This window comes from Cryobacterium sp. Y50, assembly GCF_002929805.1.
Taxonomy (GTDB): Bacteria; Actinomycetota; Actinomycetes; order Actinomycetales; family Microbacteriaceae; genus Cryobacterium.
The window spans coordinates 16,348-41,321 of sequence record NZ_PJJM01000091.1; the positions used below are offsets into that span (position 1 = coordinate 16,348).

The 24,974-nt window shown below is 64.6% G+C and carries 23 protein-coding genes and 1 pseudogene; 11 read left to right on the forward strand and 13 right to left on the reverse strand.

All coding sequences use genetic code 11. From position 1 onward, the window contains the following. Positions 1–6 precede the first annotated feature (6 nt). Positions 7–882, reverse strand: coding sequence for an acyl-CoA thioesterase II (locus tag CXY73_RS10655; RefSeq protein WP_104177694.1), 876 nt, complete (start codon positions 880–882; stop codon positions 7–9). A gap of 68 nt (positions 883–950) precedes the next feature. Here CXY73_RS10655 and CXY73_RS10660 point away from each other — a divergent pair, with 68 nt between their 5' ends. Then, on the forward strand, positions 951–1,628 hold the full coding sequence (locus tag CXY73_RS10660; RefSeq protein ID WP_104177695.1) for a hypothetical protein: 678 nt from the start codon (positions 951–953) through the stop codon (positions 1,626–1,628). A gap of 7 nt (positions 1,629–1,635) precedes the next feature. On the opposite strand, the gene CXY73_RS10665 is transcribed toward CXY73_RS10660, so the two are convergent. Then, positions 1,636–3,189 (reverse strand): PucR family transcriptional regulator, encoded by a 1,554-nt coding sequence (locus CXY73_RS10665; protein ID WP_104177696.1) that lies wholly within the window; start codon positions 3,187–3,189, stop codon positions 1,636–1,638. A gap of 139 nt (positions 3,190–3,328) precedes the next feature. On the opposite strand from CXY73_RS10665, the gene gabT reads away from it, so the two are divergent. From gabT to CXY73_RS10695, 6 genes are all read left to right on the forward strand, one after another. Beyond that, positions 3,329–4,696 (forward strand): 4-aminobutyrate--2-oxoglutarate transaminase, encoded by a 1,368-nt coding sequence (gabT, locus tag CXY73_RS10670; protein WP_104177697.1) that lies wholly within the window; start codon positions 3,329–3,331, stop codon positions 4,694–4,696. A 5-nt stretch (positions 4,697–4,701) separates the two neighbouring features. After that, positions 4,702–6,198, forward strand: a complete 1,497-nt coding sequence (locus CXY73_RS10675) for an NAD-dependent succinate-semialdehyde dehydrogenase (protein ID WP_233198269.1) — start codon at positions 4,702–4,704, stop codon at positions 6,196–6,198. A 22-nt stretch (positions 6,199–6,220) separates the two neighbouring features. Next, complete coding sequence (locus CXY73_RS10680) at positions 6,221–7,582, forward strand: NAD(P)/FAD-dependent oxidoreductase (protein WP_104177698.1); 1,362 nt, start codon at positions 6,221–6,223, stop codon at positions 7,580–7,582. Beyond that, positions 7,579–8,451 carry a universal stress protein gene (locus CXY73_RS10685; RefSeq protein ID WP_104177699.1) on the forward strand — a complete coding sequence of 291 codons (873 nt, stop codon included), beginning with the start codon at positions 7,579–7,581 and terminating at the stop codon, positions 8,449–8,451. Before CXY73_RS10680 ends, CXY73_RS10685 begins: the two co-directional genes overlap by 4 nt. A gap of 6 nt (positions 8,452–8,457) precedes the next feature. Continuing rightward, positions 8,458–10,008, forward strand: a complete 1,551-nt coding sequence (locus CXY73_RS10690) for an APC family permease (RefSeq protein ID WP_104177700.1) — start codon at positions 8,458–8,460, stop codon at positions 10,006–10,008. A gap of 89 nt (positions 10,009–10,097) precedes the next feature. Continuing rightward, a complete protein-coding gene (locus CXY73_RS10695) occupies positions 10,098–10,745 on the forward strand; it encodes an FMN-dependent NADH-azoreductase (protein ID WP_104177701.1) in 648 nt (215 codons plus the stop codon). 45 nt (positions 10,746–10,790) lie between these two features. Here the strand turns inward: CXY73_RS10695 and CXY73_RS10700 are convergent, their stop codons facing one another. Continuing rightward, the gene (locus tag CXY73_RS10700) at positions 10,791–11,816 is read right to left on the reverse strand and encodes a hypothetical protein (RefSeq protein WP_104177702.1); all 1,026 of its coding nucleotides are present in this window, start codon (positions 11,814–11,816) and stop codon (positions 10,791–10,793) included. Between the two features lie 613 nt (positions 11,817–12,429). Between CXY73_RS10700 and CXY73_RS23575 the strand changes: the two are divergent. Further along, positions 12,430–12,615: pseudogene (locus CXY73_RS23575) on the forward strand (hypothetical protein); the annotation flags it as partial. Between the two features lie 214 nt (positions 12,616–12,829). Here the strand turns inward: CXY73_RS23575 and CXY73_RS10710 are convergent. Further along, a complete protein-coding gene (locus CXY73_RS10710) occupies positions 12,830–13,531 on the reverse strand; it encodes a hypothetical protein (RefSeq protein WP_104177703.1) in 702 nt (233 codons plus the stop codon). Between the two features lie 216 nt (positions 13,532–13,747). Between CXY73_RS10710 and CXY73_RS10715 the strand changes: the two genes are divergently transcribed. Further along, entirely contained in the window at positions 13,748–14,389 is a 642-nt protein-coding gene (locus CXY73_RS10715) for a DNA-3-methyladenine glycosylase (RefSeq protein WP_233198263.1), read from the forward strand. 24 nt (positions 14,390–14,413) lie between these two features. Here CXY73_RS10715 and CXY73_RS22815 read toward each other — a convergent pair whose 3' ends face one another. The 4 genes from CXY73_RS22815 to CXY73_RS10730 all read right to left on the reverse strand — a co-directional run bounded on the left by CXY73_RS22815 (position 14,414) and on the right by CXY73_RS10730 (position 16,745). Further along, entirely contained in the window at positions 14,414–14,587 is a 174-nt protein-coding gene (locus tag CXY73_RS22815) for a hypothetical protein (protein ID WP_233198264.1), read from the reverse strand. Positions 14,588–14,703: 116 nt separating this feature from the next. Further along, on the reverse strand, positions 14,704–14,832 hold the full coding sequence (locus tag CXY73_RS22820) for a DUF488 domain-containing protein (protein ID WP_233198265.1): 129 nt from the start codon (positions 14,830–14,832) through the stop codon (positions 14,704–14,706). 158 nt (positions 14,833–14,990) lie between these two features. Further along, complete coding sequence (locus CXY73_RS10725; RefSeq protein ID WP_199184285.1) at positions 14,991–16,034, reverse strand: LLM class flavin-dependent oxidoreductase; 1,044 nt, start codon at positions 16,032–16,034, stop codon at positions 14,991–14,993. 24 nt (positions 16,035–16,058) lie between these two features. Beyond that, positions 16,059–16,745 (reverse strand): NADPH-dependent F420 reductase, encoded by a 687-nt coding sequence (locus tag CXY73_RS10730; protein ID WP_104177704.1) that lies wholly within the window; start codon positions 16,743–16,745, stop codon positions 16,059–16,061. A gap of 109 nt (positions 16,746–16,854) precedes the next feature. Between CXY73_RS10730 and CXY73_RS10735 the strand changes: the two genes are divergently transcribed. Then, positions 16,855–17,349 carry a MarR family winged helix-turn-helix transcriptional regulator gene (locus CXY73_RS10735; RefSeq protein ID WP_158254105.1) on the forward strand — a complete coding sequence of 165 codons (495 nt, stop codon included), beginning with the start codon at positions 16,855–16,857 and terminating at the stop codon, positions 17,347–17,349. Between the two features lie 81 nt (positions 17,350–17,430). On the opposite strand, the gene CXY73_RS10740 is transcribed toward CXY73_RS10735, so the two are convergent. From CXY73_RS10740 to pepN, 4 genes are all read right to left on the reverse strand, one after another. Beyond that, positions 17,431–17,853, reverse strand: coding sequence for a GNAT family acetyltransferase (locus CXY73_RS10740; protein ID WP_104177706.1), 423 nt, complete (start codon positions 17,851–17,853; stop codon positions 17,431–17,433). Positions 17,854–17,918: 65 nt separating this feature from the next. Next, positions 17,919–18,380, reverse strand: coding sequence for a globin (locus CXY73_RS10745; protein WP_369831235.1), 462 nt, complete (start codon positions 18,378–18,380; stop codon positions 17,919–17,921). 27 nt (positions 18,381–18,407) lie between these two features. Beyond that, positions 18,408–19,538, reverse strand: a complete 1,131-nt coding sequence (locus CXY73_RS10750) for a mechanosensitive ion channel family protein (RefSeq protein WP_104135720.1) — start codon at positions 19,536–19,538, stop codon at positions 18,408–18,410. A gap of 212 nt (positions 19,539–19,750) precedes the next feature. Further along, entirely contained in the window at positions 19,751–22,297 is a 2,547-nt protein-coding gene (gene pepN, locus CXY73_RS10755; protein WP_104177707.1) for an aminopeptidase N, read from the reverse strand. A gap of 119 nt (positions 22,298–22,416) precedes the next feature. Between pepN and CXY73_RS10760 the strand changes: the two genes are divergently transcribed. Then, on the forward strand, positions 22,417–23,427 hold the full coding sequence (locus CXY73_RS10760; protein WP_104177708.1) for a DUF2332 domain-containing protein: 1,011 nt from the start codon (positions 22,417–22,419) through the stop codon (positions 23,425–23,427). Here CXY73_RS10760 and CXY73_RS10765 read toward each other — a convergent pair. Continuing rightward, positions 23,410–24,972 carry an ATP-binding protein gene (locus CXY73_RS10765; RefSeq protein ID WP_104177709.1) on the reverse strand — a complete coding sequence of 521 codons (1,563 nt, stop codon included), beginning with the start codon at positions 24,970–24,972 and terminating at the stop codon, positions 23,410–23,412. The genes CXY73_RS10760 and CXY73_RS10765 overlap by 18 nt on opposite strands. Between the last annotated feature and the right edge of the window lie 2 nt (positions 24,973–24,974).

Below are 24,974 nucleotides of genomic sequence, written 5' to 3' on the forward strand. Positions count from 1 at the left end.
ACTGAACTATTCGAGAATGATGGGCACGCGCAACATGCCCTCCTGCGCCACGGTGGCCAGAAGCACGCCGTTGCGGCTAAAGATGCTGCCGGTGGCGAGGCCGCGACCGCCCTGGGCGCTTGGCGAATCCTGCACGTACAGCAACCATTCGTCGACGCGTCCGAAGCGGTGCCACCACATAGCGTGGTCGAGGCTCGCGATTTTGAGGCCTGGCGAGGCCCAGGCTACGCCGTGCCGACGCATGATCGGTTCCATGATCGAGTAGTCGCTGGCGTAGGCGAGCGCGGCGCGATGCAGGTCGGGATCGTCGGGCAGCGGCGAAAATGTCTTCATCCACACGGCCTGACGCGAGGTGTGCTCGCCGTTGACCTTGAGGTAGATCGGAGAGGGAACGTGGCGCATGTCGAAGGGGCGCTCACTGGCCCAGTAACGCGCCACCGAATGGTCGATGTGCGCGAGAGAATCGGATGCCGTCGGCAGGCTTTCCGGGTCGGGAATGTCGGTCGGCATCTCGATGTGGTGTTCCAGGCCTTTGTCGGCGTCCTGGAACGAGGCAATCATCGACAGGATCGGTACGCCGTCCTGATAGCACTGGGTGCGGCGGGTCGAAAACGAGCGTCCGTCGTGAATGCGTTCGACCGAAAAGGTGATCGGCTGATTGACATCACCGGGGCGCAGAAAATAGCCGTGCATCGAGTGCACGTGGCGTTCATCGGGTACGGTACGCATTGCGGCGACGAGGGACTGGGCCAGCACTTGCCCGCCGAAGACGCGACCCAGAGGCATCCACTGGGAAGGGCCGGTAAAGATATCTTCGTTGGTGCGGGCTCCGGTGTCGGTCAGATCGAGAACAGCCAGGAGGCCTTCCGTCGGCTTGTGCATGCTGTCTCCTCGGGCAAGTTTGCGTGCGCGGCCAACGGTCGTGACGCATCTTGGTAGTTTAGAAGGTGATGAGCCAGTCATTCACTCTTACCGATTCCCAGTCCCTCAGCGATCTGATTGTATTTCTGTCGCGGTCCGGTCGCGTTCTCGATGGTTCCGTGCGCTTGATCGCATCGGACGGGGTGATCGCGGTATACACCGCGATCTTCTACCCGCGCGGCCTGCTCGATACCAGCCCGACCGTGCTTGGCCTACGCACCTTCGCGTTGACCACGCCGGTCGATCTCGACAAGGTCGTGCCGGTGCGCTCCCTTATTGAGCGCCTCAAACGGCTCGAATCGACGACCAGCGACCTGACCCTCCCGGTGACGGTGACCGTTCCCCTCGAGGTGAACACCGTGACCTGGGCCGGAATTTCGCCGCCCAAGGGGGGCTGGGACCGGCACGGGCAGACGACGGCCGCGCGTCTCGAAGCCGCCGCCCGCGCCGGCATCGACGAGGTCGCTGCGGCGATTCCGGAAGGAACCGGCGAAATGATCGTCGAACGAGTGCGCGCCGAGGTCTGGGGCCGTCAGGTTGACGGACTCGAATTCGTGCCGACCGGCGCCGGGTTTGCCGCGTTCAGCCTCGGCTTTCTCGCCGCCGACGAACCGGTGCAGCTCTACGAGTCGGGCCTGTGGACCCGTCTCAGCACGAGTCGCGGTCACGTTTTGGTGCGGCGCAAGTCCTGGACTCTCCAGGCCTGATCTCGGGTTAGCGGCTCGGATTCTCCGCAGCATTGTCGGTGGCGAGCAAGGCCGCCCAGACGTCGGCGCGCGCTGGAAACGACCCCAGGTCGCGGGCGAGCAACAGTTCGGCCTGCAGAATGCGGGCGCGCACCGTGTGCCGGTGCACCCCGAGCTGGTCGGCAGCGGCACCGTACTGCCCGTTGCAGAGCAACCAGGCGCGCAGGGTGGCGAGAAGCTCGGTGCCGTGGGTCTGGTCGTGGGTCAGGACCGGGGCGAGGGTGGCCAGGCCAACCTCGTGGGCATCCGTCCTGGCCAGCAGCGCGAGTACGCCCTGCCGTGCGACGACGTCAAAGCCGGTCACGCCCGGGGCGCCCTCCCGCGCACGGGTGAGCGCCTGCTGGGCCTGGTCGAGGCCCCGAGGCAGCTGGCGATACTCGGTCTGCTCCGAGAGACCGGCGTGCAACTCAAATAGCGTACACAGATTTACGAGGATGCCGGCGCCCGCCAGATGCAGACACAGCACGATGGTCTCCTCCTGGCGGGCGAAAAACAGCTGCCCGGGGGAGTCGTCAACGCGGAGCTCCAAATACTCCGTGATCGCATCGCGGCGCGCGTCCGGCACGTCCACGACCGCGACCAGCACCGGTTCGACCGGAAGTGCACCCCACATCTGTCGGGAAATCTGGTCCACCAGTTTCTGGTCACCACCGAGCAGGGTGTGCATCAGCCCGGAACGCAGCAACCCCTGCGCGCGATCGAGAGCGTTGTTCTGCTCAAGGGCGAGACCGGCGAGGGCGATCACACTCGTGACGACCTCGGTGCTGGCCTGGTCGAGGGCACGCGGTCCGCCCAGGGCGAGCACACCGCGCAGGTGGTCGTGCCCGCCGAGGGTCTGTAGGGTTAGCGTCTCGCCGCCGGCCTTGACACTGCTGCTCGAGCGCTGGCCGCGCGCGAGCAGGCGACGGGCCTCGTGCTGCACGGTCCCGAGCATGCCGGCGGCGGAGGTGAACGTTGACCGTGGAAACACCCGGTCGAGGGTGCCGCTGGCATCGAAGAGCGCGACCCAATGCCCCAGTTGATTCGACAGCTCAGCGAGGGTCGCACTCAGGCCGTCGGGGCGAAGCGCGGCGAGCGCGATGGCCCGCTGCGCGCGCAACGCCCAGGTCGCGCCGGCGTAGCGATCCTCGGCCACCAGATCGCCGGCCGTGCGGGCCACTGCAATGAACGGCGTGCGATACGGCACCTCGAACAGGGGAAGGCCAAGCGATTGGCAAGCGGCGAGCAGCCCCTCCGGGGTGCCGTTTCGAATGACTTCAGTACCGAAACCAAGCGCGGCGATGCCCCGATCACGCAGACGCTGCACATAGGGGCGGTAGTCGACATCCGCTTTCGGATCGGAGCCGAATTGGGTGCCCGTGGTCAGTAGCACCTGGTCGGTGGACAGGAACGGGGTCGGGTCGACGAGGTCGGAGCTGTGCACCCACTCCACGATTCGCTCAAGCAGGGGCGCTTCGGGCTCACCGAGGAGAGTCAGGCCGAGCTTTGGGTCAGTGAGCAATCGACGCAGGGTGGGGAGCATGACGGGCCTTATACAAGTTGGCTAGTACGGTGTCCCCAACTATACAACCTGGTTATGTCGTGACGGCCTGGCGTTGCCTAGCATTACGGCATTGGCATCGTGCCGCGATGCCGCCCGTCGCTTTAGATCGGAAACTCTGATGACCCTCCTGGATACCCCTCGCCCCACCGGTACACCGCTCGGTGGCCCTTCGCTGGCCCAGGAGCGCAAGCTGGTCACGAGTATTCCGGGGCCGAAGTCGCGTCGCTTGAGCGAACGTAAGGTCCAGGCGGTCTCCGCCGGCGTCGGCATCGCCCTGCCGATCTACGTGGTGGCTGCCGGCGGGGGAGTGCTCGTCGATGTCGACGGCAACTCCCTGATCGACCTCGGGTCTGGCATCGCCGTGACCGGCGTCGGCAACAGCGCCCCGCGCGTGGTGGAAGCCGTCGCCGCCCAACTCGCCCAGTTCACCCACACCTGCTTCACGGTTGCGCCTTACGACTCGTACATCGAGGTCGCCGAAGCCCTGAACCGCCTCACCCCCGGTGACCATGAGAAGCGCAGCGTGTTGTTCAACTCCGGCGCCGAAGCGGTGGAGAACGCCGTCAAGATTGCCCGGCACTTCACCGGCAAGCAGGCGATCGTGGCCTTCGACCACGCCTATCACGGCCGCACCACCCTCACCATGGCCCTGACCGCCAAGAACCAGCCGTACAAGAACGGTTTCGGGCCTTTTGCCCCCGAGGTATACCGGGCGCCCATGTCGTACCCGCTGCGCGATGGCGGTCTGGACGGCGTCGTGGCAGCCAAGCGTGCGATCTTGCAGATCGAGAAGCAGATCGGGGCGAGCAACCTCGCCGCCATTATCATCGAACCCATTCAGGGCGAGGGCGGCTTCATCGTTCCAGCAGCGGGATTTCTGGCCACCCTGCTGGCCTGGTGCCGGGCCAACGAGGTCGTGTTCATCGCCGATGAGATTCAGACCGGCTTCGCCCGCACCGGCCAGATGTTCGCCTGCGAACACGAGGGCATCGTGCCCGACCTGATCTGCACCGCGAAGGGCATCGCCGGCGGCCTGCCGCTGTCGGCCGTCACCGGGCGCGCCGACATCATGGATTCGCCCCAGGCCGGCGGCCTCGGCGGCACCTATGGCGGCAACCCACTCGCCTGCGCCGCGGCGCTCGCCACCATCGACACCTACGAGAGCGACCACCTGGTCGAACGGGCTGTCGCAATCGGAGCCATCCTGAATGAGCGGCTTGGTGCGCTCGCTGCCGTCGATCCGCGCATTGCCGAGGTGCGCGGTCGCGGGGCCATGATCGCCATCGAACTCGTCGACCCGACCACAGGGGAACCGGATACCGCCCTGGCCGGTCGGGTCATCGCCGCCGCTCACGCCCAGGGCGTCATCCTGCTGGGCTGCGGAACGTACGGCAACGTCATCCGCTTTCTGCCGCCGCTGAGCATTCCGGACCATCTGCTGCTCGAAGGCCTTCACGTTCTCGCTGAGTCCCTAGCCGCCGCGTGAGCGCCGTGACCCTCACCGGAGAACCGGAAGCGCAGCGCAGCAGAGCACAGCACAGCGCAACGCTGCTGGCCCGCGTGCCCGACCAGCTCTACATCAACGGCCAGTGGGTGAACGGCACGGGGGAGCCGTTTATGGTGACCGACCCGGCGACCGGGCAGGTGCTCAAACAGATTCAAAACGCATCCGTCGCCGATGGTGCCCGAGCCCTCGACGCCGCGGTGGCGGCAGCGGATGCGTGGGCGGCCACGCCGGCCCGGGTGCGCGCCGAGGTCCTGCGCCGCGCCTTCGATTTGTTGCAGGAGCGTCGGAAGGATTTCGCCACGCTCATGACGCTCGAAATGGGTAAACCGATCGCCGAGGCCAACGGTGAAGTCACCTACGGCGGCGAGTTTTTGCGCTGGTTCAGCGAGGAAGCCGTGCGCATCAGCGGCCGCTACGGTGCCACCCCGGAGGGAACCGGCACGATGGTCGTCACCCAGCGTCCGGTGGGCCCGTGCTACCTGATCACGCCGTGGAACTTTCCGCTCGCCATGGCCACCCGCAAGATTGCCCCGGCGCTCGCCGCGGGCTGCACGGTCGTCGTGAAACCAGCGGAGTTGACCCCGCTGACTACGCTGCTGTTCGTACAGTTGCTAGCGGATGCCGGCGTTCCGGCCGGCGTGGTGAACGTCATCACGACGACCCAGTCGCAGGCGGTATCGGCCCCGATCATCGCCGACCCTCGGTTGCGCAAGCTCAGTTTCACCGGGTCGACCGGCGTCGGGCGTACGTTGATCACCCAGGCCGCCCGAAACGTGCTGCGCACCTCGATGGAACTCGGCGGCAATGCCCCTTTCCTGGTGTTCGCCGACGCAGACCTCGAGCAGGCGGTCCCCGGCGCCATGCTCGCGAAGTTTCGCAACACCGGTCAGGCCTGCACGGCGGCCAACCGGTTCATCGTGCACGCGTCGATCGCCGCGGAATTCGGCCGCCGATTGACCGAGCGGGTGAACGCCCTCGTGTCGGGGCCGGGAACCGACCCTACGGTGAACTTCGGACCGCTCGTAAGCGAGGCGGCCGTCGACAACGTGGCTGCCCTCGTGCAGGACGCCCTCGCGCGCGGTGCCACGCTGCTCACCGGCGGTATCCGCCCCGATGGGCCCGGCTCGTTCTACGCCCCTACCGTGCTGATGGGCGTTGCCGCCGATAGCAGCCTCGTGCGGGAGGAAATCTTCGGACCGGTCGTTGGTATTCAAACCTTCGAAACAGACGAAGAGGCCATTCAAATGGCAAACGACACCGAATATGGTCTGATCGGTTACGCATTCACGACTGATATCACCCGCGGGCACCGTATGATCGACAGTATCGACACCGGCATGATGGGCCTGAACACCGGCCTGGTTTCCAACGCCGCAGCACCATTCGGCGGTGTCAAACAGTCCGGGCTCGGTCGTGAGGGCGGCGTTGAAGGCATCAATGAGTACCTCTCGACCAAATACACCCTCATTCCCTCGTCCTAATCCAGTCAACACAGGAGCAACCATGACCACGATTGATCGTGACGTCGTCATTATCGGCGCCGGGGCATCCGGTCTCACCGCCGCCACGGCGTTGCAGAAAGCGGGCCTCACCGTGGCCGTGCTCGAAGCCCGCGATCGGGTCGGCGGGCGGCTGTGGACCGATGAGATCGAGGGCGCCATGCTCGAGATTGGCGGCCAGTGGGTCTCTCCCGACCAGCACGCCCTCAAGGAAACCCTGGCCGAGCTGGGCCTCGCCACCTACCCCCGCTACCGGGCCGGTCATAACGTGTACATCAACGGTTCCGGCGTGGTCAGCCGGTTCGACGGCGAGATCTTTCCGGTTCCGGCCGGCACCGAGGCGCAGATCGTCGGCCTGATCGACAAACTCGACGCCCTCGTGGCCGAAATCGACCCGGATCGACCGTGGGAGCATCCGCTTGCCAAAGAACTGGACGAGATCTCATTCAGCCGCTGGCTGGAAACCCAAACCGACGATCAGGAAGCCCGCGACAACATCGGCATGTTCATTGCCGGAGCCATGCTCACCAAGCCTGCGCACGCCTTCTCGGCGCTGCAGGCCCTGCTCATGGCGGCGAGCGCCGGGTCGTTCAGCAATCTCGTCGACTCCGATTTTATTCTCGACGAGCGTGTGGTCGGCGGGTTGCAACAGGTTCCGCTGCTGCTTGCCGAAAAGCTCGGCGGTGACGTCTATCTCGGGCAGCCGGTGCGCAGCCTGACCTGGAAGGACGCCGGAGTCACCGTCGTCGCCGACCGTATGACGGTCACGGCCCGGCACGCCATCGTGGCGGTTCCGCCGCCCCTGATCAGCCGGATCAGCTTCAACCCGCCGCTGCCACGCCGCCAGCAGCAACTGCACCAGCACCTCTCTATGGGCTTCGTGATCAAGGTACACGCCGTCTACGAGACGCCGTTCTGGCGCGCCGACGACCTCTCGGGTACCGCATTCAGCCCGTACGAGCTGGTGCACGAGGCATACGACAACACCAACTTTAAAGACCCGCGCGGTACCCTCGTCGGTTTCGTTTCCGATGAAGAAGCGGATGCTGTCTTCGCGCTGACCGCGCTCGAGCGCAAGGCCCGCATTCTCGGGTCGCTCTCGCACTATTACGGCGAGCAGGCGCTGCACCCGGTCGTTTATTACGAAAGCGACTGGGGCTCCGAGGAGTGGACCCGCGGCGCCTACGCGGCGAGCTTCGACATGGGCGGACTGGCCCGGTACGGCGCTGAACTGCGCAGCCCCGTCGGTCCGATCAGGTTTTCTTGCAGCGACATGGCTGGCAAAGGTTACCAGCACGTGGACGGCGCGATCCGGGTCGGGCAGGAGACCGCAGCGGCGATCCTTGCCACCCGGGTGGATGCATGAGGTTTCTGGTCGGCTACACCGCCACCCCGGCGGGAGCGGATGCCCTCGCCCTCGGCGTGCGTCTCGCTCGTGCGCCCGGCGCCGAACTCGACGTGGTACTCGTGCTCAACGCGGGGGACCGGGCGACGCTCACCCCCAACGATCCCGGCTATGACCGGCTGCTGCTGGAGACGGCTGAGGGATGGCTGGCCGAAGCGCTCACCCTCGTGCCAGCGGGAATTTTGGTGCGCACCCACCTCGAACACGCCGATTCCTTCACCCAGGGGCTGCTCGCCGCCGCTGCCCGGCTGCAGGCGAACCTGATCGTGGTCGGCGCGGCCACCCACGGCCTGCTCGGACGCTTCGCGATCGGCAGCGTCGCTGACGGCCTGCTGCACTCTTCCCACGTGCCCGTAGCGCTTGCCCCCGAAGGCACCCGGGTGATGGGCACCGACGAACCGATCGGCCGCGTCACCTGCGCCGTCGGCACCAAGGCGGGAGCCGACGGACTACTGACGGCCGGTATCCTCTTGGCGCGCACAGTGGATGCCCCGCTGCGGTTGGTGTCCCTCGTTGCGATCGATCGTCCCGGCGCCGATGCACGGACCATCCAGCTCGCCGCCGACCATGCCCAGGCAGTGCTTGACTACGCCACCGACCACCTGATGGACGGACTCGAGGTGACGGCCAGCGTCGCCTCCGGCAGCAGCATTGAGCACGCCGTGCGCGGCTTGCCCTGGGATCCGGCTGAGATCTGCCTGGTCGGCTCCAGCAGGCTGGCCCAGCCCCATCGCATCTTTCTGGGTTCCATCGCGGCCAAGATGCTGCGCGAACTACCGGTGCCACTGATCGTGGTGCCCCGTGATTTCACCGTCACAGCGGAGGACTAACAACCCATGACTCAAGAACTCAACGTCAGTGCCGCCGTTGAACAGAAGGCCGGCGGCATTTCCAAGAAAGGCCTCAGCGCTGGCTCGGTCGGACTGGTCGGGGCCGTCATCATCGGCATCTCCTGCATCGCTCCGGCGTACACGCTGACCGGCGCACTTGGCCCAACCGTGGCGGAAGTCGGTTTGCAGCTTCCGGCGATCTTCGTCGCCGGGTTCATTCCGATGCTGCTGGTCGCCCTCGGCTATCGTGAGCTCAACAAGGCCATGCCCGACAGCGGCACGTCGTTCACCTGGGCAACGCGGGCGTTCGGGCCATGGATCGGCTGGATGGCCGGCTGGGGGCTCATCGCCGCGACCGTCGTCGTGCTCAGTAACCTCGCCGGCATCGCCGTTGACTTTTTTTATCTGATGCTCTCGCAGATCTTTGCCAACAGCGCCGAGATCGCGGGGCTCGCCGGCAACCCGTTCATCAACGTCGGAACCTGCCTGGTCTTCATTCTGATCGCGACCTGGATCAGCTACCGGGACATGCAGACCACCCAGAAGGTGCAGTACTGGCTGGTCGGCTTTCAGCTGATCGTGCTGGTCGGCTTCGGAATCATGGCCTTCGTGCACATTGCGAACGGCTCGGCGTTCGATCCGACCCCGGTCTCCCTGTCGTGGTTCAACCCCTTCGCCGTCACCTCGTTCTCCGCCTTCGCTGCCGGACTGAGCCTGTCGATTTTCATCTTCTGGGGCTGGGACGTCACCCTGACCATGTCGGAAGAGACCAAGGGTTCCCGTTCGACGCCCGGCCGCGCCGCGACCCTCACCGTGATCATCGTTATGGTGCTTTATCTGTTCGTCGCCATCGCGGCCATCTCTTTCGCTGGCGTTGGTGGCGTCGGCGTGGGCCTCGGCAACCCGGAGATTCAAGGCAACGTGTTCTTCGCCCTGGCCGGCCCGGCACTCGGACCGTTCGCGGTGCTCATGTCGATCGCGGTGCTGTCCAGCTCGGCCGCTTCGTTGCAGTCCACCTTCGTATCCCCGGCCCGCACCCTGCTCGCGATGGGCCATTACGGTGCGTTGCCGCCGGCCTACTCCAAGGTCAGCCCGCGATTCTTTACCCCCGGCTATGCCACCGTCGCCTCGGCGATCGTCGCGGCCGGGTTTTACACGATCATGCGGTTTGTCAGCGAAGACGTGCTCTGGGACACCATCACGACCCTCGGCATGATGATCTGCTTCTACTACGGCTTGACCGCGTTCGCCTGCGTCTGGTATTTTCGCCGCCAGTGGTTCGTCACCGTGCGCAACGCCTTCTTCACCTTTGTGTTTCCGCTGGTCGGCGGCATCATCCTGACCGTGCTGTTCTGCACCACCCTGGTCGACAGCATGGATCCGAATTATGGCAGCGGCTCCGAGATCTTCGGGCTGGGTCTGGTCTTCGTGCTCGGCATGGCGATCCTGCTGATCGGTGTTGTCATCATGATCGTGCAGTCGCAGGTGCGTCCGGCGTTCTTCCGCGGCGAGACGCTCAGCCTGGCTGCGCCGCGCTTCGGCGAACGGGAGGAGTAGCCGGGCTGCGGCATCCGCTTAGTGAAAGCGGATGCCGCCACGACGACGGCAACACGAGTGGGCACGCTCGCTGCCTCTAGGCTGTGGGAATGCCTATACTGTTGCAGCTTGACTCGTCCGCAGACCTCGTGACCTCGCGGTCGCGGGCGGTTACCGCGACCTTCGCCGATACCTGGCGCAGTCTCGGCGCGGATCACACCGTCATTCACCGTGATTTGCACCGCGAACCAGTGCCCCACCTGACGGATGCCGCGCTGCATTTTCCGCCCCGGTTACGCCCCGAGGGTGCGAACCCGAGCGTGGAGCAGGAGGCGCTTCAGCAGGTTTTGATCTCCGAACTGGTCGCGGCCGACGTGCTGCTGATCGGGGTTCCGTTATACAACTATTCGATGCCCTCGACCTTGAAAGCGTGGATCGACTACATCCACCTGCCAGCGGTGACCGCTCCGTTCGACGACCCGGCCAGCCAGCAGCCGCTGGCCGGTCGCCCGGCCGTGCTCGTTTCGACTCGCGGCGGGGTTTACGACGCGGGAACATCCACGGAATTCGACGATCACGCGCTGCCCGCGCTCAGCCTGATTTTGGCGAACGCACTGGGAATGACGGTGGAAACGATCGTGGCCACCCGCACGCTGAGCGAACGTTTCGGCGCCCCCGCCGACGAGGTCGCCAAGCAGCACCAGGAACTGGCCGCCGCCCACGAGTCCGCTGCCCAGGCCGCTCGCCGCCTAGGCTGACCCGCTCTCGATTGGCCCACCGCTGCGTCGGTGGGAACGACTACTTCATTTCAGAGCGGATGCGACGTGCCCGGCCAGCTCCAATACCTGGTCCCGGTCGGCGTCTTCGACCGGCCGTTGGCCGTTGATGAACGTTCCCAGTCGCAGCCAGTCATCGCCGACGATGAAGTCGACCGCGCAGGCCGAGACCGTTTTGACCGGGCACCGGAGGTAGGCCAATTCGGTGACCCCCGCGACGCTCACCGCCTCATGGGTTTTCCATACACCGCTTCGTACCTGGGCGAGATCAAAGGCCCATGCACCGTGCGGCAGCATCTCTAGGTTGGCGAGGGACGCGTCAGAACCGGCCGGCCCCACGATGCAGCGTGTCACACCGGCAAGTGTTGCAGCTCCGGTCATGACGCCCCAACCGCCACTGTTGTAGGTGGAATGCACGGGCAGCTCGGCGGACTGGAAGACGGACTGCACGGTCGCAGCGGGCAGGACTACTTCGCAGTCGGTGCGTGCAGCGACTGCGGCGACGGCCGGCGTGATGTTCGAAGCAACGGCGGTGGCGACCCGTTCGGCGATCGTGCTCAGGACCGGCGAGGCGAGTGCCAGTACGTCGGCGCCGGAGGCCGAATCGGTAACGTTTGCTCCCTGCAAAAACACGTCGATCCAGGCCGCGCCGACGAGGATGTTAGACGTGCACAGGCCGGAATCTGCGAAACAGGTCGTCCCGGACGAGTCTCCGAATGGGTGGGCGTCGTCGAGCGGATGGTCGCCGACATGCAATTCGATCTGCGCGGCCGTGGCATCGGGCAGTACCTGTACGGTCAGTTCGTCATATGCGGGATTGGCAATACCAGCGACTGGCGCGTCGTCATTGCCCCAAGTGCAGCTCAACCCACCAATGTTCTGTACGGCATACTTCACCGGGGATACGGTTGGCGCCCCGTCCAACCGCGGCTCGTAGCCGTTCGCACCGAAAAGCGCCGCCAGTTCGGCGCTCGACACCAAGGCGGCACAGGTCACATCGAACCGCGAAGCGGGCGCCGACGAAAGCTCGGTTGCTGGTGTTGTCGATGGCATTGTCGATGGCATGGTCGGCGGCATTGTCGACGGCCCCGATGAACCTGGCGTCACCGGGCTCGCACATCCCGTCAGCGCAAGGATCAAAGCGACGGTGATCGGAACGACACTGATTTTCCCCATGCTGGCAATGTACCAACACGAGGAGACGCGCTGCCCGTTTCGATTCTGTCGAGTCCGTCGTCGGGACGCCGGCGTCGACCACTCATCAACTCAGCGAAGTCGACCGTCGCGGGCGGGCATCGGCGACGAGGAGTTGGCGGAGCGCTCTTGCGCGGGCACATTCGTGACGAAGAATGGATCATTGCTTCGAGATCGCACGCATCACACAAAAACGTTGCGGCAGTGAGTCACGAGTGGTAATCCCAATCTTGTCTCTTAGAACTGGCAGTGGCAGTGGCAGTGGCAGTGGCAGTGGCGAAAGGCGAGGACGTGACGTGCCTGGCGCGAGGTGAGTCTGGATCGGCCCCGAGCGGTGTGACGTTTATTAGACCTGACCGGCGAACGCCTGGGGCCGACGACCGGGTTGCGGGCGTCGCCTGGGACGAAATCATCGAGTTTGCCTACGAGGCTGATCTGGTCACCGGAGCGCTCGAGGCTCTGGCCGACAGTGCCCAGTACCGCACGCTTTTCACCGCTGTCTCCGTGTACGAGCCCATGCGTGCTCAAGCTGGCGAAGGGGCTCGAATTCGACTTGGTCGTGCTCCTCGACCGGAAATCGTTCGGCGCCGGAACCGAGGGAGCGGTCGATCGCTACGTTGCGATGACCAGGGCTACACAGCAACTGGTGATTCTCACGACACACTATTGGCGCGCAGTCGATACGTTCACACCTGCGATGTCGATGGCGAATAACGGGGGTATGAACACAGACACCGAACTCGTGTTGTTAGCTTTGCGGGTTTCGCACCAAAGCAGCGTCTCCCGCAGACTCTGAGGGCGGCAGTATCTGTTAGCTCTTGTCAGTCGCCGGGGTCGAACGTGATGAGCTTTAAGTGGAGGTTCGGTCAGACCTAGGTGAGTGAAAAGAGAAATTTCGGCGCGACGATTCGGGTGATGTCGATTGACCCTTGATCGGATACGGCAATGACGCCGTAGGGCAATTCCATCCCGGCATCGGCGATGATTCCCGGGAATGACGTTGGCAGGTCGAGCGCCACCGAGCGCGTGCCGAACGCATCGTCGAAGTGCACGCGGTTCGTATCCTGGTCTTCAGCGGCAACGTCAAATGCGTCTCCAACGCGGATTTCGTCCACCGAGGCGATGGCGATACCGCCGTCTGTGCTTGCCGCCGTGGCCTGCACACTATATGCCGGCTTGTACCAGCGTGCTTCCCCGGTGGGCATTGCCTCGCTCGAATAGCGGTTCACGACGATGTCGAAACCGCCCCACGACGTCCCATCCATCTCCGGGTAGTGACTCGAGCCGTCCTGATGATGCGTTCCCTGAGGCTCTCCGAGAATATTGATGGCGGCAGTGACGGCTTCGTCGCCGTTCTCAAAATAGCGGAGCGAGAGCAGCACTGTTCCGTCCTCGTCCACGACGTCGGTCGTCTCGGCGCCGATGAGAATGCGGTCGGGTTCTGCCGCCGCCGCCGTTTCGAACGGGACCGGATCGACGGTAGGGGGAATGGCTGGGGGTGTGGCTGGGGGTGTGGCTGGGGGTGTGGCCGTGCAGGCCGACAAAGCCCCGGCCAAAACGATAAGAGTGATCACAGCGAATGATTTACGGATAAGAACCCCCAGCAACTATCGAGGTGAACAAATCGTTTCACCCGTGTTCCACGCTATCGTGCCGACGGGATGCATAACGTGGAAGAAGCAGCCGTCAGCCGGGCGAGGCGACGGGTAAATCGCCTGGTTGCCGCAATTCTCAGATGCTCTGAACGTCGCGCTCGAGCCCGGCCTGCAGAGAGCGGATACACTGTTTGAGTGGACGTGTTGGCGGGATTTCATCTGGCGGACCGGGCATTTTTTGCCCGCGAGGTGCTCGAACTCGCACCCGAAGTTCTCGGCTGCATCCTGCAACACACGGATGACGATGGCACTGTAGCCATTCGCATCACCGAGGTCGAGGCCTATGCCGGTGAACGCGACCCCGGCGCGCACTCCTATCGGGGTATGACGAATCGGAATAAGACCATGTTCGGTCCCGCCGGGCACCTCTATTGCTACTTCACCTACGGAATGCACCACGCGCTGAACCTCGTCGCCGGACACCCAGGCCAGCCCTACGGATGTCTCATCAGAGCAGGAGACGTGCTGGAAGGAGCCGACATCGCCCGCAGCCGTCGAGAAAGCAGACCACGAAAGGTTCCCCTTCTCGATCGGAGTCTGGCGCGCGGTCCCGGTTGCGTCGCCCAAAGCTTTGGGGCATCTCTGGCCAACGATGGTGATGATCTTTTCGGTGGACAGTGGAGGTTTTTCGTACCCGATGACGGGGTGGTTGTCCCGCACCTGATCGGACCACGCGTGGGCGTCAGCGGGCCCGGCGGCAGTGCGACGAACTTCCCCTGGCGATTTTGGGTAGCGGATGCCTCGTCGGTCTCGGCTTACAAACCGGGCCGCTCCTAACCCCGGCGCAGGGTCTGGCGCGGATCAATCTTCGGGCGGATACCGGGCGCGGTCACCATGGAACTTTGCAAAACTGGTCAGGGTGTGCGGCGTGGTGGAGGTGCGGCTCATCACGTTGGCAACCTGCAGTCCGCGAGCGGGCAACGCGTCTCTGATCAGCGAGCGGTGACAACGCCAGGGTACGGCCTCCGTACACATGATCGCCACCGTCTGCCACCGGGCTGTGCCGTAAACCGCTGAGCGCTATGAGGCGCTGGTAGCCGATACCGGCCGCCGGCATGCTGGTGACGAGTTCGTTTTCCCCGAATTGCGGCTCATTGACGAGACCCCGGCATGGTGCGCACGTCAATGAGCCGTTCGATATCATCGGCCTTCAACATTCCGACGAACTCATCAAGCGGATGAGTCGAATGCCCGATCGTGTAGCCACAGTTTCCGGCCATGATTCCATCTAACCGCAGGTGCTGGATGTCGAATCAATGTCGATTTTGTACGACTACAGTATTGCCGGTCGGGTGAGCGAAGAAGTCAGAGCGATCACGGCAGCGACGGACACGACCGGCCGCTGGCTTCTCGCAGCGACGCTGAGAACGAGCAGCTGCTATTTGGCGGCGAGCAGCCGCTTCACGCGGGGCTTGACCTCGGTGGCGAGCAGCGTGATGGACTCGAGCAGGTGCTCCTGGGGGAGCCCGCCGTGGTCGCCCTGCAGAAAGTGACGCATGTGGCCGAGGTGCCGGTGCAGGTCGACGATGCGTTCGGCCACGTCGTCCGGGTCGCCGATGAAATAGGCATTCGGGGCGTCGACCTGGGCCAGATAGGAACCGCGCTGCGGAGCCGGCCAGCCGCGCAGCCGACCCATCTCCACGTTGAGGTTGACCCAGCCCGGATACATCCGCTCCACCGCTTCCTTCTTGGTCGGAGCTACCAGGCCGAAGGTCGCTACCGAGACCTTGATGTTGTCTCCGGTGTGGCCGGCCTGCTTGGCTGACTGCCGGTAGAGATTGGCGAGCGGCGCGAACCGGTGCGGCTGCCCGCCGATGATGGCGTAGGCGAGGGGGAGGCCGAGGCGCCCGGCACGAGCCGATGACGGTGCGCTACCGCCGGTGGCGATCCAGATGGGCAGGGAACCCTGCACGGGGCGCGGCACGACGTCGAGCTGAGGGATCGACGGGCGCGCGGTTCCCGACCAGGTCACGTTCTCGGTGGCGCTGGCGTTGAGCGTCAGGAGCAGATCGAGCTTCTGAGCGTAGAGCTCGTCGTAATCGCCCAGCTCGTAGCCGAATAACGGAAACGTCTCGACCGAGGAGCCACGGCCGGCCGTGATCTCGATGCGGCCCCCGCCGGAGATGGCATCCGCCGTCGCGAACTGCTGGAACACCCGCACCGGGTCATCCGTTCCGATGATGCTGGCCGCGCTGCCGAGTTTGATCTGAGTCGTCGCCGCAGCCGCAGCCGCGATGATCGCGCCGGGCGATGAGGCGGGCATGGAGATGGTGTGGTGTTCACCGATGCCGAAATAGTCCAACCCCGCCTTGTCGGCGTGCACGATGGCGTCGAACAGATTCTTAATCGCCTCCGCGGTGGAACGCGCGCTGCCATCGGGGTTGAGTTGAGTATCGCCGAAGCTGTAGGCGCCGATTTGCAAGGTGTTCTCCATTGTGTCGGTGACTTAGGCGGCGGCCGCGAGCGGACGGGCCTTCTGAATGAGGGCGCGAAGCTGGTTCGCGGTGTGACTGCCGGTGAAGATCTCGGTGGCCGGCTCGAACGAGCGGCCGGCAGCGAGGAAGCCAGCATCGACCGCGTCGTAGCCGAGTCGGTCGATGAAACTTTCAACGACTGCCTTGGCCTGGGCGTCGTCACCGGCCAGAGCGAGTGCCCGCCGGGTCGGCATGCCTGCGGGTTTGTCATCTTCTTCGAGCTCGTGATAACCGATGTGGTTGAGCGACTTCACCACCCGGGCACCCTGCAGAAACTCTTCGACGACCTCGCTCGACGTGCGCGGATCGCTCTCGAAATCATCGAACACGCCGTCGACCGGTGCCCAATAGTTCATCGCGTCGATGACGATTCGACCGGCCAGCTCGCCCGGGTTGAGCGTGCGGTACTTGTGCAGTGGAATCGCGAGTACCACCAGATCGGATGCCGCGGCCTGGCTAGATTGCACCGCCACCGCCACCGCCCCGGGGGTCACAATGTCGACCAGCAGCGCGTTCTCCGCTGCGGGCTGCCTGGTCGCGATGCGAACCTGATATCCGGCTTTCAGCGCCTGCCGAGCCAACGCCGTTCCAACCCGACCGGCGCCCAGGATACCGATAGTTGTGGCGTGCTGACTGGTCCTGGCACTTTGACTGCTCATAGCACTTTGACTGCTCATAGCGCTGCTCCCGTCGAAATATGATGTTGTCCAGATCATATGTCTCAAAGAATATCTATGCAACTGCATGGTTTGGGATAGGCTGACCCGTATGACTATCGAATCGCGCCGGTCAATCACCGTGCCGGGAGATCTGGGGTGGAACCTCGCGATGGTTCTGCGCGGTTATCAGCGTCAGCTGGAGATCGCCGTCGAGGGACTGCCCGGGGGAGTGCGCTGCTATCAGGTGCTGTCCACGGTCATTCACCGTGACCTTCCTTCCCAGCAAGCCATCGGGGCGCACCTGGCCATCGACCGCACCGTGCTCACCTACCTGCTCGACGGTATGGTAGACGCCGGGCTGGTGGAGCGCATTCCCGACCCCACCGATCGTCGGGCCCGAAAGATTCGGGCCACACCAGAGGGCGTGAGCGTGCTCACCCGGTACGAGACGCGCGTTGCTGCTGTGGAAGCCAGCATTCTCTCGGGAATGCACGACGATGACGCCCACCGGCTGGCCGAGCTGCTTGGCGCGTTGGCTACGAGCGTGCACCGCGCCGATCCAACGGCGAGCCCCTGCGAGGCAGCCGAGTCGTTCGCATCGTAAGCACGCTATTTGCCGACCTGGCCGTCGATGACGTCGCGGAGCAGGTCGGCGGGTTTGTTGTTCCACATATGCCGGGTTGTTCTATGACGTTGCCTGGATAAGCCACTTGGAGCGCACCTGTACGTTGGCGTCCTCGTAGCCGAGGTGTTCGTAGAACCCCAGAACGAGGTCGTTGTCCGAACGCACCATGAGTTGAACCTTGACGACACCGTTGGTGCGTAGCCAGTTTTCTGCGGCAGCCATCATCCGCTTTCCCAACCCGGTTCCACGCATGCTGTCGTCTACCGCGAGGTAATACACCCACCCGCGGTGCCCATCGTGACCGACCATGACGGTACCGACTAAGCGTTCTTCAAGGAAAGCACCGAGCACCGTGGAGGTGTCGCCGTCGAGGGCGCGCTGCGCGTCACGCTCGGGCGAATTCCACGGGCGGGTGAGCCCAGACTGGTGCCAGAGCGCCGCCGCTGCGTCGATGTTTGCCGAGGTTAGGTCGCGGATCTTCATTGTTCCAGTATCACCGCAGTCATCTGATGACCGTACGTCGAGAAGTTGCGCGAGACGCCAGCCCCCTAGTCCTCGAAGCTGTTCACCATCGCGAAAGCTGCACGTTCCAGATAATCCCAGAGGATGCCCTGCTGCAGCGGCGGCAGATGGGCTGCGTCGACGGCAACTTTCATGTGGCCCAGCCACCGGTCACGGGCATCCGGATTGACCTTGAACGGCACGTGACGCTGGCGCAGCCGCGGGTGGCCGCGCTGTTCACTGTACGTTCCCGGACCGCCCCAGAACTGCTCGAGAAACATGACCAGACGGTGTTCGGCGGGGCCGAGATCCTCTTCGGGATACATCGGCTTGAGCACTGGGTCGGTTGCGACACCCAAGTAGAAGTCGTGTACGAGCTTTTCGAAGAATGGCGTTCCACCGACCTCGTCGAAGAACGTGGGCACCACGGCGGGGCCGTTCTCGCCCTCGCGCAGGTGTACGCCGGCGGGGGTACTGGGTCGGTCGGTCGGGTGTCGTTCAGAGGTCATGTGGTGCAGCTTTCTGTTCGGTACTGGTCAGTCAATGCCGTCGCCGCGAACTTCGGGGTCAGGCGTCTTCATCGGAGCCGGCACGTCTTTGGGCTTGGCCTTGCGCGGCCCGCGGGGTTTTCGCACCGCGACCGGGCCGGTGCGCACATCGGCTACAACATCGGGCACGGCAGCTGCGGCCTCTTCGGCCGCGTCGAGTGCTCCCTCAACCGGTTCAATGATCGAGCCATCGATGGTGCCGTCGCCGGTGGTCATGACGACACTGTTGAGCGGAGTCAGCGGAACACCCATGCCATCCAGGGCCTTCTTCATGTGCAGGCGAAGGTCACGGGCGAAGTCCCACTTGGCTGAGACCCTGGTCTTGACCACGAGCCGGGTGACGAGGGCTTCGGCCGTGATCGACTCGAGGCCCCAGATCTCCGGCTTTTCGAGGATATACGCGCGCCACTTACGGCTGGAGGCGAGGGCGCTGGCAACGCGTAGCAGCTCGTCTTGCACGGCCTCCACGTCGGAACTGTAGGGAATGGCGAGATCGATGATGACGCGGGCCCAGCCCTGCGACATGTTGCCGACCCGCAGGATCTCACCGTTGCGCACGAACCAGAGCGTGCCGTCGACATCGCGTACCTGCGTGATGCGAATTCCGACCGTTTCTACGACACCGGATGCGAATCCCACGTCGACGATATCGCCAACGCCGATCTGATCCTCTACCACCATGAACAGGCCGTTGAGTATGTCCTTGACGATGTTTTGAGCACCGAAACCGAGGCCGGCACCGATCGCTGCGGTCAGCAGCGCGAAAGAGCCCAGGATTTCCTTGTTCAGGGTGGTGACGATGAGCAACAACGCGGTGATCAGGATGAACACATTGACGATGTTCGCCAGCACCGCGCCAAGCGTGCGCGAGCGTTGTACGACACGCACAGCAGCCATAGGGGAGACGTTTAGCGCCTGAGTGTCGTCGACCTTCTGGTTCTTTTTGACGCCGGAGACGATTTGTTGCACGACCCGGCGAATCACGAATTGCAGGGCCCAGCGCAGAGCGAACGCGACAACGATGATAGCCGCAATGGCGAAGATCTTTCCGACGTAATCGGTCCACGGAATTTTAGCGATGAAGGTGCCGAGGTTGGCCCAGAAAGTTTCCCAGTTCATATCCAAGCCAGTCTACCGAGGGCCTCAGCGGTACCCGGGAAGTTGCCCGGGCCAGAGCGGTCGCAGCCCGCCATGCGGCCGACGCGACCCTGCGCCTGTGACGCTGCCAGCGGCATCCTCTCGGCATACGTGGGGTTTGCTGTGAACCTCCAAGGTAAAGGAGAACCCCGCGACCATCAGGTCGCGGGGTTCTCAGTGCTCGTTGGTACTAATTATTCGGCGTCGCGAGCCTGCACCTTGAGCGAGCGCTCGACTCCGGCCAGGTTTTCGACCACGAGGCGGCGCAGGGCGGCCGGCTCGGGGTTCGCATCGAGCCAGGTCTTTGTCGCATTCGCGAGGGCCTGGTTGTTCAGCGGTGCCGGGTAGAGACCGATCACGAGCTTTTCGCCGATCGAGAAGCTGCGTGCGTCCCAGACCCGCTGCAACATCTCGAAATAGGTCGTGACGAACGGCTCGAGCAGCGCCGAATCGTTCACCCGCAGGAACCCGGCGGACGTCGTGCGTACGATGGTTGTCGCGGCCGTGTCGATGTCGATGAGTGACGACCAGGCGGCGAGCTTGCCCTCGGCAGTAGGGAGGGCAGCCCGGGCCAGAGCGGCCGACTGTGCGCCGGTCGCCGTGTTGTCTGCCGCGAGGCTCTCGCTGATCTGAGCGGCGTCGGCGCGCCCACCGGCCACGAGGGCGGTGAGGAGCTCCCAGGCCAGGTCGGTGTCGACGGTCAGACCATCGAGCACGGTGTTGCCCGAACGCAGCGCCGCCACGTTCTCGAGCTGCGCGGGGGTGGCTGCGACGGCGGCGAAGAACTTCACGAATTGGAACTGGGCATCGCTGCCGGCCGCCGCGCCCTGCGCGAGCGTCCAGAGTGCGTCAGCGACCTCGGTGGTGGTGGCTTCGCGGTGCGGTTCGGCCACGTAGTGGCTCGCGGTGAGCACGACCTGGCCGAGCACGGTGCGCAGCGTGGTCGACTCGGTTTCGGTGGCGACATTGTTCAGCACCAGACGCACGAAGTCGCGGGCCGTGGTTTCGGCGTCGCGGGTGGCGTCCCAGACCGAACCCCAGACCAGAGCGCGGGCGAGCGGGCTCTCAATCGCGGAGAGGTGCTCGAGCGCGACGGCCTCCGAGGCCGGGTCGAGGCGCACCTTGGCGTAGGTGAGGTCGTCGTCGTTGAGCAGGATCAGGTTGGGACGTTTCTGGCCGACGAGAGCGGGGACATCCGTTGTAGAACCGTCGACGTCGAGCTCGACCCGGTGCGTGCGCACGAGTTTCTGCGCGTCGTTGAAGGTGTAGAAACCGATGGCGAGACGGTGCGGGCGAATGGTGGGGTAGTCGGCGGCGGCGGTCTGCAGCACCGTGAAGCCGGTGATGACGCCCGCTTCATCCGTGGCGATCTCAGGGCGCAGCGTGTTGACGCCGGCGGTCTCGAGCCAGAAATGCGCCCAGCCGCTGAGGTCACGACCGCTGGCGGCCTCGAGCTCGACCAGCAGGTCGGAAAGCTCGGTGTTGTCCCACTGATGCTTCTGAAAGTACGATCCGACGCCGGTGAAGAAGGCGTCGATGCCGACCCAGGCGGCGAGTTGCTTGAGTACAGAGCCACCCTTGGCGTAGGTGATGCCGTCAAAGTTGACGAGTACGTCGTCAAGGTCGCGAATCGTGGCGACGACCGGGTGGGTCGAGGGAAGCTGGTCTTGCTTGTAAGCCCAGCTCTTCTCCATCACGGCGAAGGTGGTCCAGGCTTCATGCCACTCGGTGGCCTCGGCGGTGGCGATGGTCGATGCCCACTCGGCGAAGCTCTCGTTGAGCCAGAGGTCGTTCCACCAGGTCATGGTGACGAGGTCGCCGAACCACATGTGGGCGAGCTCGTGCAAAATCGTTACAACACGGCGTTCCTTGATGGCGTCGGTCACCTTGGAGCGAAAGATGTACGTTTCGGTGAAGGTGACCGCGCCGGCGTTCTCCATGGCGCCGGCATTGAATTCCGGAACGAACAGCTGGTCGTACTTGTCGAACGGGTAGGCGTAACCGAACTTCTCCTCGTAGTAGGCGAAGCCTTGGCGGGTCTTCTCGAGGATGTAGTCGGCGTCGAGGTACTCGCTGAGGCTCTTGCGGCTGAACACGCCGAGCGGAATGGTGCGTCCGTCGCTCGAGGTCAGTTCGCCGCGCACGACGGCGTACGGGCCGGCGATGAGCGCGGTGATGTAGCTCGAGATCACGTGGGTCGGTGCAAACGCCCAGGTGCTGGCACCGTTGCCGGCGTCGGTTGGCTCCGGCGTGGTCGAGTTGGAAACAACCTGCCACTGGCTCGGCGCTGTGACGGTAAAAGCGAATTTCGCCTTGAGGTCGGGCTGCTCGAACACGGCGAAGACGCGGCGAGAGTCGGGCACCTCGAACTGGCTGTAGAGGTAGACCTCGTTGTCGACCGGGTCGACGAAGCGGTGCAGGCCTTCACCGGTGTTGGTGTAGAGCGCGTCGGCCACGACAACGAGCTCGTTGTCGGCCTGCAGGCCGTCCAGCTGAATGCGGATGCCGTCACTCACGACGGCCGGGTCGAGCGCGGCACCGTTGAGGGTCACCGAGTGCACCATGGCAGTGATGGCATCGATGAAGGTCGAGGCTCCGGGGGTAGCGGCGAAGCGCACCGTCGTGGTGCTGCCGAACGTGGTGGGGCCGGTAGTGAGGTCGAGCACAACGTTGTAGCTCGCTACCGTGACGAGCGCGGCGCGCTCTGACGCTTCAAGGCGGGTGAGGTTCTCTCCAGGCAACTTAGTTCTCCAATTCGATTCACGATTCGATTCGCGACGGATTCCATTTGGAACGGTGAAGCTCTGGCGCTCGTGGCGCCATCGCACCCCGCAAGCCTAACCATGATTACAATGTGGGCATGAGAGCGAGCACCGATCCCGGCGTCGCGACCGCTGAACGCTACCGAGCCTTCGCTGAGGTTGAAGCCCGCGGAATGAGCGCCTGTTACGAACGCTGGGCCGCTGGGGTTGCGGCTGATCCTGAGATAGTGAAACTGATCGATCTGCTGCCGCCGGTCAAACGGCAACCGAACCTAGTGTTCAGCGCGGCCCGGTTGCACGGGGCCGTGGTGGGGGAGTATCCGGCTTTCGCGGCCTGGCTGCGCGAGCACTGGGCGCTCGTCGCCGCCACCTGTCTGACCCATGCCACTCAGACGAATGAACCCGGTCGGTGCGCTGTGCTGTTGCCGGCCCTGGCGGCGCTCGCCGGGCCCCTCGCGATCATCGAAGTTGGGGCATCCGCCGGTCTCTGCCTGCACCCCGATCGGTACAGCTACCGATATCGGTTTGCTGATGGCGGCGAGCGGATGCTGCACCCGAGAGACAGGGCGAACCCGGTGGTGCTCGACTGCGACGTGAGCGGTCCGGTGCCGCTGCCCGAGCGGATGCCCGAGATCGTGTGGCGGGCCGGAATCGACCTTCATCCCCTCGACGTCTGCAGCGACGCGGACGTAGCCTGGCTCGATGCGCTGATCTGGCCGGAACATGACGACCGTCGATCCCGGCTGCGCGCCGCGGTTGCCGTGGCCCGCCAGGAGCCGGTCGAGATCGTGCGGGGGGACCTCAATGCTCAGATCGAGGCGCTCGTTGCCCGGGCACCGGCCGGGGCAACCGTTGTCGTGTTCCACACCGCGGTGCTCGCCTACCTGAACGCAACCGACCGCGGCCGGTTCGCCGCGCAGATGACCCGACTGCCGGTGCGCTGGTTGTCGAACGAGGGGCAGAGCGTGGTGCCCGGGGTGTTGGAGCGGCTTGGGGAGGCGCCGGCGCCGTCACATTCAATTCCGGCTTCCGCTTTCATTCTTGCCCTGGACGGTGAGCCGATCGCCCTGACCCAGCCACACGGCCGGTCATTACACTGGCTCGGGTGAGTCCGCGGAGGGCTCGGGCGTCGGCTCCGCTGTCAACGGCGCCGCGCTACCCGTTGCCCAGCCGAAGGAGGCGGATTGGCGCGTCATCACGGCCGCCGCATCGTGCATCGAAACGTAGCTTCCGCTGTTCGGCCCATCGCTTGGCTCCTCATCGGGCTGCCAGCGCGGGGTTTCGCTGCTGCGGGTGCCCAGGAGCCGTCGGGTGAGGGATTCGCCCGCCGACAACAGATCGTCGAGGGCGATCTGCAGGTCGTCGTCGTCGACGGTGTCGGCGCGGAGGGCAGCGCGAAGCACGGCCCGACGAATCAATTCCTTTGCGAAAGAGCCCGTCACGCCCTCTGCACGGCGGGCAGCGGCGTCGAGGGCGGCCGGGGTGAACGGCAGCCTTCCCGCATAGCGCCGGAACAGCCGCTCGCGTTCGGCAAGGGCGGGCAATGGAACTTCGACGGCGAGGTCGACCCGGCCTGGCCGTTCGGCAAGGGCGCGCTCGAGCACCTCGACCCGATTGGTGGTCATGACGAACGCCACATCGGCGTCGCCGTCGAGTCCGTCAAGGGCGTCGAGCACCTCGAACAGCAGGGGTTGCGGAGTGGCGTTACGCTGCATCGCGACCAGGTCGATGTCTTCCAGCACGACGATCGACGGCGCAAAGGTGCGCGCGATCTCGGCAGCCGCAGCAATGTGCACGATGCTGGTACCGGTGAGCAGCACGGCGGTGATGCCCGGTGTTTCGCTGAGCAGGTGGCGCACAGTGAGGGTTTTGCCGGTGCCGGGAGGCCCGTAGAGCAGCACACCGCGCTTCAAATGTTGCCCGGCGGCGAGCAAGACCTGGCGCTGCTCGCCGATTCCGATGACGTGGTCGGTGATGGTGCCGAGGATGCCCTCCGGCAGCACGATGGCGGCCGTCGGTACGACGGGTCGTTCCAGAAAGGTGATTCCGGCTCCGGATCCGTATTCGGTTTGCACGAACGAGAGCACCTGCCCGCGCAGCACGCTGTGCTCGATCATGAGTGCGCGCAGGTGCTCCAGAAAACCGGTGACCGTGTGCGGCGACTCGGCCATGATTTCGAGCTCGGCCGTATTGCGCCCGAATTGCGGATTCGCGGCGCGTTGCAGCACCGCGATCGGCTGATCGTCAAAGCGGATGAGTCGGAGGCCGAATGAGACGACCTGGCGGGTTGTCGTCGGTCCGGTCGCCCGGGCCGAGTAGTCCACAGGACCGGGCCCGAAGCCCTGTAACGGGCTGGCCACGAGCTCGGACAGCGTCGAATGAAACCGCTGCTGCCCGCCCGATACACCCAGAAGCGCGGCCGGATCCACGCTGGCCAACGTGCTCAGGGCGATGTCCGCGTCGACTAGGCGATGATCGGTCAGGGTCTCCGACACGACCGGCAACCTCGACGCGTTGGCGCCGAGAAAGGCGCTGATGCGATCGCCGAGTGGTGTCAGGCCCGAACCGGCCCGGTTATCCGCCGCAGATACGACCCGTTCCATGAAGTGTTTGAAGGCGCGCACGACGTCTCGGTCGAAAGTGTCCTCGGTCATGT